At 50.7% G+C, this 12663-nt stretch carries 12 protein-coding genes; 7 read left to right on the plus strand and 5 right to left on the minus strand.

What is annotated here, in order from left to right; genetic code table 11:
* Positions 1–310: 310 nt before the first annotated feature.
* On the minus strand, positions 311–1300 hold the full coding sequence (locus LX69_RS03050) for a DUF6976 family protein (protein ID WP_111444351.1): 990 nt from the start codon (positions 1298–1300) through the stop codon (positions 311–313).
* 12 nt (positions 1301–1312) lie between these two features.
* Positions 1313–1552, minus strand: coding sequence for a hypothetical protein (locus tag LX69_RS03055; RefSeq protein ID WP_111444352.1), 240 nt, complete (start codon positions 1550–1552; stop codon positions 1313–1315).
* Between the two features lie 126 nt (positions 1553–1678).
* Here LX69_RS03055 and LX69_RS03060 point away from each other — a divergent pair, with 126 nt between their 5' ends.
* From LX69_RS03060 to LX69_RS03085, 6 genes are all read left to right on the plus strand, one after another.
* Positions 1679–2380 carry a phosphatase PAP2 family protein gene (locus tag LX69_RS03060; protein ID WP_146260623.1) on the plus strand — a complete coding sequence of 234 codons (702 nt, stop codon included), beginning with the start codon at positions 1679–1681 and terminating at the stop codon, positions 2378–2380.
* Positions 2381–2467: 87 nt separating this feature from the next.
* On the plus strand, positions 2468–3703 hold the full coding sequence (locus tag LX69_RS03065; RefSeq protein WP_111444354.1) for a T9SS type B sorting domain-containing protein: 1236 nt from the start codon (positions 2468–2470) through the stop codon (positions 3701–3703).
* A gap of 51 nt (positions 3704–3754) precedes the next feature.
* The gene (locus tag LX69_RS03070) at positions 3755–4105 is read left to right on the plus strand and encodes a hypothetical protein (RefSeq protein ID WP_111444355.1); all 351 of its coding nucleotides are present in this window, start codon (positions 3755–3757) and stop codon (positions 4103–4105) included.
* On the plus strand, positions 4102–4911 hold the full coding sequence (locus LX69_RS03075; protein ID WP_111444356.1) for a peptidylprolyl isomerase: 810 nt from the start codon (positions 4102–4104) through the stop codon (positions 4909–4911). Before LX69_RS03070 ends, LX69_RS03075 begins: the two co-directional genes overlap by 4 nt.
* 68 nt (positions 4912–4979) lie before the next feature.
* On the plus strand, positions 4980–5786 hold the full coding sequence (locus LX69_RS03080) for a peptidylprolyl isomerase (protein ID WP_111444512.1): 807 nt from the start codon (positions 4980–4982) through the stop codon (positions 5784–5786).
* A 32-nt stretch (positions 5787–5818) separates the two neighbouring features.
* Positions 5819–7099: a peptidylprolyl isomerase gene (locus LX69_RS03085; protein ID WP_170124216.1), complete on the plus strand. Its 1281-nt coding sequence runs from the start codon at positions 5819–5821 to the stop codon at positions 7097–7099.
* A gap of 605 nt (positions 7100–7704) precedes the next feature.
* Here LX69_RS03085 and murA read toward each other — a convergent pair.
* The 3 genes from murA to LX69_RS03100 form a co-directional block, all read right to left on the minus strand.
* A complete protein-coding gene (gene murA / locus LX69_RS03090) occupies positions 7705–9009 on the minus strand; it encodes a UDP-N-acetylglucosamine 1-carboxyvinyltransferase (RefSeq protein ID WP_111444358.1) in 1305 nt (434 codons plus the stop codon).
* Between the two features lie 123 nt (positions 9010–9132).
* The gene (locus LX69_RS03095) at positions 9133–9768 is read right to left on the minus strand and encodes a DUF4290 domain-containing protein (RefSeq protein ID WP_111444359.1); all 636 of its coding nucleotides are present in this window, start codon (positions 9766–9768) and stop codon (positions 9133–9135) included.
* Between the two features lie 257 nt (positions 9769–10025).
* Positions 10026–12305 (minus strand): ATP-dependent helicase, encoded by a 2280-nt coding sequence (locus tag LX69_RS03100; protein ID WP_111444360.1) that lies wholly within the window; start codon positions 12303–12305, stop codon positions 10026–10028.
* A gap of 34 nt (positions 12306–12339) precedes the next feature.
* On the opposite strand from LX69_RS03100, the gene LX69_RS03105 reads away from it, so the two are divergent.
* Positions 12340–12648, plus strand: a complete 309-nt coding sequence (locus tag LX69_RS03105; RefSeq protein ID WP_111444361.1) for a hypothetical protein — start codon at positions 12340–12342, stop codon at positions 12646–12648.
* Positions 12649–12663 lie beyond the last annotated feature (15 nt).

Raw genomic sequence — 12663 nt, forward strand, 5'->3', positions numbered from 1 at the left:
CTCTTTTGCTCTATTTGCTTTTGTAATACATTGATAATCAGTGTCTGAATTTTCGAAAAATCATTTGTAGTACACAAGGGGGTATTGTATATCAGCGGTTTACATGTTTACTTTGGGGCATGTATTTCAAAGTATCCATGCGCACCAACCCCGAAACGGGAATCTATAGCGGTTATTACCGTGTTTAGTGGAGAGCTAGCGTCATTACGCTACCTTTACAAAGCGAAAATCTGTAGTACACAAATCCGAACTCGAAAATGAACAATTCATTGAAATACAGGCGCTGGCTTTAGGATAGCTGCAAAATGGGTCAAATTTCGTCGATGGCCAAATAAATCTGAGTCATGTTGAGCAACTGATAAGCGATTTCGCCAAAGCCCATGCCACCCAACAAACTGATTTTTTTGCCATTCAGCTTGCCGTAAACATAATTGGACACACAATTACACGAGTACATCACCTCCCCGGTATTCACAGGGCTACGCTCGACAAACGTCTTAGAATAGTTATCAATGGGAACGGCCAATTTATAAGTCTCGCCCCTCATCACAGGCGCAAAAAAAGTGACACTGCGGTTTTTTTCATCCATGGCTTGTAGGTCACGATTGATAAACGCGCCCGAACAGTTGGCAATCAATGGCAGCTGAAGGCTCCAGTTGCGATCGGCCAAATAGTCGTAAATATTTGCAGGACGACCATTAATAAGGCATTCGGACTGAACGTTTGAATCGGTGAGGAAATGGATTTCGTCACTCCCAGGATCTTGGTCAAAGATGTTGATAATTTCGACCCGGGCGATATAATGATCGGGCAACTCTACAAACAGCGCCACAGCGCCATCGGCACTCACCTGCCCAGTGAGGCCGTTGAACACACAAGCCTCGGCCACACCAATTTGATCCAAATCGATGCCGGCCACAAACCCCAGCAGCGGATTTTTAAAAATATCGGCATAACTCAACGAATGGAGGGTAAAGTCGAAAACGATGGGCTTGGCAAAGGGTAGAATCAAAAAGATAAATCCATTGGAAAACCCATTAGACGTCACCATTGGAAGGTTCTGTCGATTAAACGACATGATTTTGAAATTGAGCGCATAGGGCGTAAAATCGTCCACAAAAATCAGGTCATGCGAACAAGTGCCACCCTCGCGATCCATAAAGTAAGGGGTGGATCCGCCAATCCAGTTGCCCTTGGGCAGTTGGCGCAACAGGCGTTCATCGCCCGAGAGCACCATTTTTTTGCCTTGCCGGATAAACTGACAGACTTCTTCAACAGGGTAAAGTTTCTTTTTAATCATAGGGTTGAGGGTTTACCAGGTTTTAAAAATGGCTATCAAATCATTTTTACATGCCATGGCGTATTTCTCGCACAAGGTATAAAGACCATTAATGGCAGCAGCAGGCGTTACCGTCCCTTCTTTAATCTCTTTTTGTGCCTGATGAACACGCATTTGAAGGACATAGTTTTTAAACGGATAGTCAATGTGTCCGTTGACCATATCCAACCATTCCTTTCTGCTTTTAGGGGGAATTGATTTTCCGGGTTTCATAAACAAGGTTTTATGTACGATTAAGGTTAATTTGGCGTTCTGATTTCAGAAACGAACTTTAAATTAATAGTTATTTTTCACTTGGCCGCACAAATTGTTAAAAAAATAAAAAAACCCTACAAGTGGTTGCTCACAATCTCTCAAGCAGGGTTGACCATTGCCCTGATAATTCTTGTACTGCCTTACCAGTTAACAGCCCAAACATCCGCTCCCGACTCCATTAAGTCAATGCCCACATGGGGTAAAGTGATTGCAGCAGGTGCGTTGTTAGGCACCGGATGGCTGCTCGACAAACCGGCATGGCAATGGAGCAAAAACCACCCATGCGAATTTGGACACCGTGCCAGCGAGTTTTCAGATGCCCTGGGGGAGAAAACCATTGTGGTACCTGCATTGCTCACCACCTTTGCCGGCAGTTATCTGCTAAAGGACGAAAAACTGAAAACCACGTCGTGGACGGCCATCAAGTCGGTTGCCCTCACAGCCATGGCTACCGAAGGCATCAAAATCATGGCCGGCCGCCAGCGACCATTTGTAGAGGGAGACCACAGCCGGTTCAGCCCCTTCAATACCGACGATAGATACAAATCCATGCCATCGGGTCACACATCGCTGGCCTTTGCCATCTTCACGCCCTTTGCCGAAAAATACTCGCGTTGGATTTATCTGATGCCGGCAACGGTGGCCATCGGACGCGTGTATCAGCAAAAACACTGGCTCACCGATGTGATGGTGGGCGGCGGACTCGGGTGGATCAGCGGTTACCTGTTGACCCATTCTAACAAGAAAATTGTGATAGGCCCCGGCGGACTGGTCATCTGGTTTTAACTTTTCAAGCGATGCAAATGACCACGCGAACCCGCCGTTTGAATAAAAATTCATAGTTTTGAACCCAACTATCAGAAAGATATCAACATGCATCTGATTCAAAAAAATATTGTTGCACTGCTGCTCGCATTCACCTTTGTGCCGGTCATGGCACAAATCAACGGCACCAATGCCTATTTGGCCGAACAAGCCGCTTACGGAAGCGATCTGCTATATTTTTATTCCAACGCATCGCTTGCGCAGCTCGATGCCACCGCACCCGGAACCGCACCGGCCACATTTACCTGGAGCACCCACTCACAAAGCGGATGGCAATCTATCAAAAGTGAAAGCGGGATGAATTCGTCACTGACCGGCATCAACGCCGGGTTATACCGATTGGTGATAAATGACGGTGCCACGACACAAACCCATCAGTGTTGGGTGATGGTGCCCACCATCAACAACGTGGCCATTGCCCTGGAACGCAGCAGCTGTGAGCGGGTCATTCTCTCCGGGACGTGCGACTTTGAACCGCTCAACTATTACGACCCAGCCAATGGAACAACCTATCAGGTAGGCTATCAACCCTCGTATCAGTGGCACATGGGCGACGAAACGCTTGCCGTCACCGATGTGGCAACAGCCGAATTGCAGGCTCCTTACGACGACACCGAATATGGTTTAAAAGTATCCACACGCCTGCTCAACACGGCAGCATCCTCTGCAAGCCCGGTGGCCGTGAAGGCCATTGCCGTAAAAGCAGCCTTCACCTATACCAACACCAAGGACAAAGCCGAAAACGAATTACACACCGACACCGAAGGCTCGGCACCCATGCGTCTGCTTTTTAAGGCATCGCCCGATGGAACCACCGACCGCAGTCAGGGACACATCAATAACTACTCGTGGGAATTTGGCGAAGCCGGTAAAGATTTCACGGCCGACCCCACCTTTGTGTTTCAGGAAGCCGGCACGTTTCCGGTAATTCTGACGGTAGAGAACTCTGAAAGTGGATGCTCAAGCACTTCAGAACCCGTAAATATCATCGTGAAAGAGGCCTTTGTAGAAGTCCCCAACGTGTTTACCCCCAACGGCGACGGGCAAAACGACGAGTTCCGCGTGGCCTACCGTTCCATCAAATCGTTCAGCATGATAATTGTGAACCGCTGGGGTCGGGTGGTGTACGAATCGACCAACCCCGACGAGGGCTGGGACGGAAAAATCGGCAAGCAGGATGCAGCGCCGGGAGTCTACTTTTACGACGTGAAAGCCACCGGGTACAACAAAGATGAATCCTTTCACCGCAAAGGATTCCTGCATTTGCTGGTAGGCAAACAGTAAACTTTTCAGTTGCACGGGCTGTTATGCTCCCTCAACCAACCATTCATCAACATGAGTTACCAGACATTTACCGACCAGTGGGAAACCTTTTTGCTCAAAGCCGGCCAATACTTCAACGTGATGGCCAACTACGAGTTTCTGCTGTTCATCATCGGCATACAGGAATCGGGCAAGGGATTTGGCAACTTCTCAAAACAAGAGAAAACCGACCTCATCTCGCTGGGCATTTGCCGCATACTCGAAATAAAAGGCTACATGCGTCAATCAGGCAACGATCCCGAAGGATGGCCCCTGTTTGAAACCATCAAAAACCATCAGGTCATGCCCCCGTTGCAACACAACCGGATGATGCGCGAGGGCATTATGCAATATTTCGAAACCAACGTTTTTAACCAGTCATGACACGTTTTTTTGCATCGCTGCTGGCATTGGCATTGATGTGTGCCTGTGCCCATTCACAATCGAACACCCGCGTGGTGATTCACACCAACCATGGTGACATGGTGGTGGAATTATTTAACGACACCCCGGTGCACCGCGATAACTTTTTGAAACTGGTGCGCGAACATTATTACGACAGCCTGTTGTTCCATCGCGTCATTCACCAATTTATGCTGCAAGGGGGCGACCCGCAGTCTCGCGGGGCTCAAGCCGGCACGAAACTGGGCAACGGCAGCCCCGGTTACACCCTTGATGCAGAAATTGTTTATCCCGCCCACATCCACCAAAAGGGGGCTTTGTGCGCAGCCCGCCTGGGCGACCCCATGAACCCGCAACGCAAGTCGTCGGGCTCGCAGTTCTACATTGTGCACGGTCAGGTGTTTACTGCCGACATGCTCAGGCAGGTGGAAGCCCAAAAAACCCAAACGCAACAACGGGCAACCGGCCAAAAAGCCATTGCCGCCTACACCGACAGCCTGCGCCATTACAGCACCCAGCGCGATTCGGTGCGTTTTGCACTGGTGCGCGACAAAGCCGTGGCCGCTGCCGAAATGGCCGCATCGACCGTTCCCCCCTTTGTGATGCCCGAGGCACACAAGCAGGTGTATCAAACGGTGGGGGGATCTCCCCATCTGGATGGCGAATACACCGTGTTTGGCCAGGTGGTGAGCGGCCTCGAAGTAATTGATGCCATTGCAGCCCTGCCCGTGGACGAAAACAACCGCCCCCTGCAGGATGTGAAAATGTGGATTGAAATTGTGAAATAGTCAACACAAACCCCGACGGTTTTCAAAACCTTCGGGGTTTTATTATTTATAAAATGCAAATGACAAGTATGAAAAGACTCTTCTATTTGCTGACGATGCTGTGGGGAATGTCCGTTTCAGCCCAATCACCAACCGATGACTATGTGCTGATTGCCACCAACCTGGGCAACATAAAGGTGCGATTGTACAACGACACCCCCTTTCATCGCGACCGTTTTCTGCAATTGGTTGAGAAGAAGCATTTCGACGGCACGCTGTTTTACCGCGTGGTGAAAAACTTTGTGATACAAGGCGGCTCGTCCGACTCGCGCAACGCCGCACCGGGGCAGCACATCGGTTACGGCACCGATGCCGAAATCATCAGCTCGGAGTTTGTGAAAACCCGCTTCCACAAAAAAGGAGCCCTGTGCGCGCCGCGTCAGCCCGAGGCCATCAACCACTTCAAGATGTCGGACGTGAGCCAGTTTTACATTGTCAAAGGGCGCAAATACACCACCCAGGAACTCGACCTGATGGAGAAAGCCCGCAACAACCCCATCATGATTGATCTCAAGCGCAAACATTACCTGCCCTACAAAGAGGAGCTCGATCAACTAAAGGCAAGCGACCCTGCCGAATTTAACAAACGACTGCGCGCCATCAAGCAGCAAATTGACTTCGACTACAGCGTATCGCGCAAGCTCGAGTTTACCCCCGAGCAGCGTCATGCCTATACCACCGTGGGGGGGTGTCCCGATTTGGATGGCGACTACACCGTGTTTGGCGAAGTGGTGGAAGGACTGGATGTGGTAGACAAAATTGCCGTTTTGCAAACAGATAAAAATGATCGTCCGCTCAAGGATGTGAAAATCACCATGTCGGTTGTTGCAAAATGATGTTCTACATAACCAACTAAATGTCGCTTCACATGTTTCGTCAAATCTTCCCGCTTGTATTTTTTGTTTTACTGGGCTGCTCATCCGGATCAAAAGATAAACAACAACAAGTTGCCCGTCCCGTGGCATCTCCCTACGACAACGCCCGTGCTTTGGTGCGGATAAACACCTACAATCACTACAACCAAAAAATGGCGGAGGGGTACGGCATTTATGTCGAAAAAAACAAGGTGGTGGCCCCCCTGAGCCTGGTCAAAGGCAGTTTCAGAGTGAAAGTATCGCCCATCGGCACCGATAACTTTAGCGACGTGGAAGGTTTCACGGCTCACAGTTTTGATCACGACCTGATTGTGATGCAAGCCGTGAACCGATGCAAGGCACCCGTCAACCTGGCTAAAGCGCAGGCGCCCGGCGACACCCTGCTGTCGCTCTTTTGGAACAATCGCCAGCTTTACTTCAACAAATCTACCCCCGGCAAGCCATTGCCGGGAGACACGCTGGGGTGGGTTGCCATCGCAGGAAAGGCCGCAGCGGGCGAAGCACTCTTCACCCCCACGCACGCTTTCGCGGGCATGGTGCAACAGGTAACGATGGGCGACTCGGTGATGACAGCCATATTGCCGGCCAAAGCCATCGCGCTAATGCTCTCCCGACAAAACGAACTTCGCTCGGTGTACGACCTGGCCACCAAAAGCAACAAAACCTACCCCTCGTACACCACCATCAAGGGCTTTAACATCGTCACCGACCGGGGCAACATCGCCATTCGGCTGTACAACGACACGCCCGAGTACCGCGATAACTTCATCCGCCTGGTGAGCGACGGTTTTTACGACAGCCTGCTCATTCACCGCGTCATCAAAGGATTCCTTATTCAAGCCGGCGCGGCCGACACCAAATATGCCGGCAAGCACGACGTGGTGGGATGGCAGGGCCCCGGATATACCCTGCCCGTGGTGGTGAAACCGCACCTGTTTCACAAACGGGGCGCCGTGGCTGCGGCCAAGCTGCCGGCCGACCGTAACCCCCGCAACCGCTGCGACGGGTCGCAGTTTTACATCGTGTCGGGGCGCGTGTGGACACACGCCGAACTCGACGACCTGGAGAAGGAACGCAAAACCAAATTCACTCCCGCGCAGCGACAAGCCTACACCACCATTGGCGGCGCCCCGCACCTCGACGGCGACTACACCGTGTTTGGCGAAGTAACCGCCGGCATGGAAGTGGCCGACAACATTGCCCGCGTGGAAACCGGCACCGGCGATCGCCCCGTCAACGACATCCGCATCCGTACCGTGAAGATGATGCGGTAAAACATCATCCCACACTCATCAAACACACCCCTTCTGCGACTCGCCAACGAACGCAGAAGGGGTGTGGTCGCATTGCGGCTGAACGTCAACGACGGACAAAGCAGTATTGTCGCCTTGCACATCATCATCGTCGCAAGACATAATCATTACACAAGCCTGCACGCCTCTATCATCCCGGGACGAAGTGATGATGCAGCTATGCACACATCTTTCGTCCCGGGACGAAAGGGATATGTAAGCTTGCACACGCTTTTCGTCCCGGGACGAAAGTAGTATGTAAGGTTGCACAGCCGTTTCGTCCCGGGACGAATGTATCGTGCAAGCGTGCACAACCATTTCGTCCCGGGACGAAAGTGCTGTGCAAAGCAACTTCACCCATTCGTCCCGTGACGAAGATGGCGTGCATCAACGAGAGACCCGTTCGTCCGGAAATGACAGGCTGCCGCATGCTCACGTGACATCATCAACCAACATCAACGGCATCCCCCAACAGTCGGTTTCGCCGCACACACCATAAAAAAGGCTGCCACGAAGGTTTCCCTTCCCGACAGCCTTGTGGTGTTGCCATTTTTCGGACGATGTCTCAGCGTCGCCTTACATTTGGGTTAAATCCGCCGAATGTTGGCGCCAATTTTATTCAGTCGTGCATCAATGTTCTGGTAACCACGGTCAATCTGCTCGATGTTATGAATCACGCTCTTGCCCTGTGCCGACATGGCTGCGATGAGCAGTGCCACGCCCGCGCGAATGTCGGGCGAGCTCATAATTTGTGCCCGCAGCGGTGTTTCGCGGTTGAGGCCGTTCACCGAGGCACGGTGCGGATCGCACAAAATGATGCGCGCACCCATGTCGATGAGTTTATCGACAAAGAAGAGGCGGCTCTCGAACATTTTTTGGTGAATGAGCACGCTTCCCTTGGCCTGTGTGGCCACCACCAGAAACACGCTCAGCAAATCGGGCGTGAGACCCGGCCAGGGCGCATCGGCAATGGTCATCACGCTGCCGTCGATAAACGAATCAATCTCGTAATGATCCTGCGCGGGAATGTGTATGTCATCGTTGATGATGTCCATTTGAATGCCCATGCGGCTAAAGGCAAACGGGATGATGCCCAGCTGGTCGACCCGGCAATTCTTAATGGTGATTTCAGATCCGGTCATGGCGGCCAGGCCAATGAAGCTGCCTATCTCAATCATGTCGGGCAGGATGGTGTGACGGCATCCGCCCAGTTCACTCACGCCTTCGATGGTGAGCAGGTTCGAACCAATGCCGTTGATTTTGGCGCCCATGCTCACCAGCATTCGACACAGCTGCTGCACGTAAGGTTCGCAGGCGGCGTTGTAGATGGTGGTGGTTCCGGGGGTGAGCACTGCGGCCATCACAATGTTGGCCGTTCCGGTCACCGAAGCCTCGTCGAGCAACATGTAAGTGCCCTTGAGGTGCTGTGCTTCGACGGTATAAAAAATCTCATCGGGGTTAAACACAAATTTGGCACCCAGTTTTTCAAATCCGATAAAGTGAGTATCGAGGCGACGACGGCCAATTTTATCCCCTCCTGGTTTTGGGAAATAAGCTTTCCCAAAGCGCGCCAACAATGGGCCCATGATCATGATGGAACCACGCAACGAAGATGCACGTTTTTTAAAATCGGCACTTTGCAGATAGGTGAGATCGATGTTTTCGGCTTTAAAAGTACACTCGTGGCGGGTGTGTCGGTCAATGTCAACCCCCAGACATCCCAACAGGTCAATCAGGCTGTTGACATCAATAATGTCGGGGATGTTGCTGATGGTGACAGATTCGTTGGTCAACAACACGGCGCAAATCACTTGCAGCGCCTCGTTTTTGGCTCCCTGCGGTTCCAGTTCCCCCTTGAGGAAACGGCCTCCTTCAATTTCAAAGCTGCTCATACGTTATTTTTCTTCTTCTTTTTTAATCACGGCAATGATATCCAATTTTTTTGTTGAAAGCGCGTCAGCGGCTGCTGATATTCGCAAAAAAAGCTGCGCATCATCATGGCAGCTCTCATCAGTTCACTTACGGTGCTTTAACTGCGGGGTCTTTTTCCGCTTAAACCGGTTTTTCTGATTGTAATTTTTGGATGGATACTGCTGTATGGGGCCATCGTCCTTAAACTCGGGGATTTTCATCTCGGGCTCGGCCTGCAAACGACCATGCGACAGGGTTTTTAAATCCTCAAATACCCGCTCATCCGAAGCATTGTCGCGGTTGTAGCCCAGCAACGATTTTTTCATGTGGCCGATGATCAGCTTCACCAGTTCGCGCTTCTCGTCTTCATTTTCAAGCTCGATGGCGCGTTCAATCATATCCTGAACCAGACGTCCGTACTGCATGTAACGCACCTTGTTGTGCTGGTAGGGCACCTTCATGGGCGGCTGGTTAAAGCTCGATGCCTGTGGAATGTCGTAAGGAAAATCGATGTCGAGTTTAAAATCGGCCATAATGGCCAAATGATCCCACAGCTTGTGCTTAAAATCACTCACGTCGCGCAGGTGGGGGAACAGCGTTCCCATAATGGCGATGATGGAACGGGAGCAACGCATCCGTTCTTCGCGGTCCTCAATGGTCAGGGCATGATCCACCATTTGCTGAATATGCCGTCCATACTCGGGAAGAACCAGTTTCTTTCGGTTCGAATTGTAATCCATTAATTGTGTTTGTTGTCGTCGTTGTGCATGAAACGATTTCTGCTCTTAGCCAACATGATCAGATGGCATACTTGCGTACGCAGTTGGCTTCTTCAGATTAAAATACTTGTTGGGTAATGCCGTCATTAATCAGTGGCAGGCGGTGTGTCAATGAATGTCTTTTGTTGGAGTTGAAAGACGAATAACCTTCATTGGCCTGACAAACAGTGTGTGCTGTTTAAAACGTGCAGTGTTACCAGCAGATTCAGGTGCCAAAACTAACGCAAAATTTTTAGTTTGGCAAATTTTAATAATAATTGTTTGGTCCCTGAATGTTCGAAGGTTACGGTCACTTTTGTATTGGGGAAGCTCCCTTCGATATTGTCGATTACCCCGCGCCCAAATCGCTCGTGCTCAACCAACATCCCGGCCTGATAGTCACCGCCCGAGGTTTGATAGTTAAACTGGATGGATGGCGTGGCCGGTCGCTGCGTGAGCGACGCCTTGGGCTTGAAGCGCGACGGAACCGCCGGCCGCTCGGGTTGACGAACGGGAATGCCCATGGGCCGTGAAGCCGGCGAGGTAAACGGACTGTTGCCCAATACTTCCAAATATTGTGAATCCACCTCACGGATGAACCGGCTGGCAGTTGAATTTTTCAGCTCACCATATTTATAACGCGTTTTGGCATACGACATCACGGCATACTCCTCGGCACGGGTCAATGCCACGTAAAACAGGCGGCGCTCTTCTTCAACGCCCTGCTCGCTGTCGATGGTCATCTGCGAGGGAAACAACCCTTCTTCAACGCCCACAATGTACACGTTTTTAAACTCCAGCCCTTTGGCACTGTGAATGGTCATGAGCGTCACCTTGTCGTTGTCCTCAGGTTTCTCCGAGTCCTGATCGGTGAGCAATGCCACATCTTCCAAAAACACATCCAAACGCGCCGGTTCGCCCGACTCGAGCTTGTTGGTGGTAAACTCCCGAATGGCGTTCATCAATTCCTCCACGTTCTCGGCGCGCGACTGTCCTTCCACGCTCTTGTCGGCCATCAGATCGGCCATGATGCCCGAGGCGGTGGCAATTTCGCGAGCCAAATCGGCCGCCTGACTGTCGAGCAACTTCATGCCAAAGCCCCGGATGAGCTGCACAAAACCATGCAGTTTCTTCATGGTTCCGGCATTGATGCCCAACTGCTCGGGCGTATAGCCGTTGATGAGCTGCCAGATGGAATATCCCGTTTGTGCCGAAATGGCCTCAAGCTTGTCCATGGTGGTGCTGCCGATGCCGCGCGCCGGGTAGTTGATCACCCGCTTGAGCGACTCCTGATCGTTGGGGTTCACCGTCATCCGAAAATAGGCGATCAAATCCTTGATTTCCTTGCGCTGGTAAAACGACAAACCTCCATATATCTTGTAAGCGAACCCGCGCTTGCGAAGCGCCTCTTCAAAAATCCGCGACTGAGCGTTGGTGCGGTACAATATGGCAAAATCCTGATAGGTATAATGATGTTCGCGACGTCGTTCGGCAATGTCGTCGGCCACACGATAGCCCTCTTCCACATCGGAATACGACTCCATCACCCGAATGGGATGGCCGCTCTCTTTTTCCGAAAAGACGTTTTTCTGTATCTGACCCTTATTTTTGGCGATGATGCTGTTGGCCGCATTCACAATGGTTTGTGTGGAACGGTAATTCTGCTCCAGCTTAAAAATTTTGTAGCCCGGGTAGTCGTTCCTGAAATTGAGAATGTTCTCGATTTTCGCCCCCCTGAAACTATAAATACTCTGGGCATCGTCGCCCACCACGCAAATGTTTTGATGCCCTTCGGCCAGTTTTTTAATGATGCGGTACTGCGACAAGTTGGTATCCTGATACTCATCGACCAAAATGTATTGAAAACGTTGTTGATAGCGTTGCAGCACATCGGGAAAATCGCGAAACAATATATTGGTGTTCAACAGCAAATCGTCAAAATCCATCGATTTGGCCTGATAACAATGTTTCATGTATCGGGCATAAATCTCATACACCAAGGGTTTTTTCGCAGCCTGATCGGCCGACATGCGCGCCACATCGCGAGCATAAGCAGGCGGGGTCACCAAATCGTTCTTGGCCGATGATATGCGTCCCAACACATCGCCGGGCTTGTATTCCTTATCGCTCAGTTTCATCTCTTTGAGAATCGACTTGATCAGGCTTTTTGAGTCTGCTGTATCGTAAATGGTAAACGACGATGGGTAACCCAGCTTCTCTGATTCGATGCGCAAAATACGGGCAAAAATGGAGTGAAAAGTACCCATCCACAAATTACGCGCATTCGCTTCGCCCACGATGGCGGCGATGCGATGCTGCATTTCGCGCGCGGCTTTGTTGGTAAATGTGAGCGCCAAAACCTGTTGCGGACGCACGCCCTTTTCAAGCAAGTGAGCGATGCGATAGGTAAGCACGCGCGTCTTACCCGACCCGGCACCGGCAATCACCAGCGTAGGACCATCGGTGTTTACCACTGCGTCGCGCTGCGGGGTATTGAGTTCATCTAAATAATGTTGCACAGATAAGAGACTTTACGGAAAACGGATTCCCAAAATGAAAAAATCGAACTGCAAAAATAACGATATGCCGGCATCTTTGTTGATTGTTGATAGATTGATTGAAAAAAATGGTGAGAAATCACTTGCTGTTCATCAGTCCATTACCCAAAAAGGAATCTTTGACCCCCAATCCAATAAAAGAAAAGAAAACATTTGTGCTTTGATGATAAAGTTATATTTTTGCGATTCAATCATAGGAAAAGCTCAACGCGATGAAGTTTTCTATCTCACTAATTCTCAGTCTAGTCATTATTCTCGTGGTCAAAACCTCCGGAAAGTGAGATTGGTGTGTAGATTTCGATAACTGAAGAAGATAATG

Origin of the sequence: Breznakibacter xylanolyticus (assembly GCF_003254275.1) — a bacterium.
GTDB classification, from domain to species: Bacteria; Bacteroidota; Bacteroidia; order Bacteroidales; family Marinilabiliaceae; genus Breznakibacter; species Breznakibacter xylanolyticus.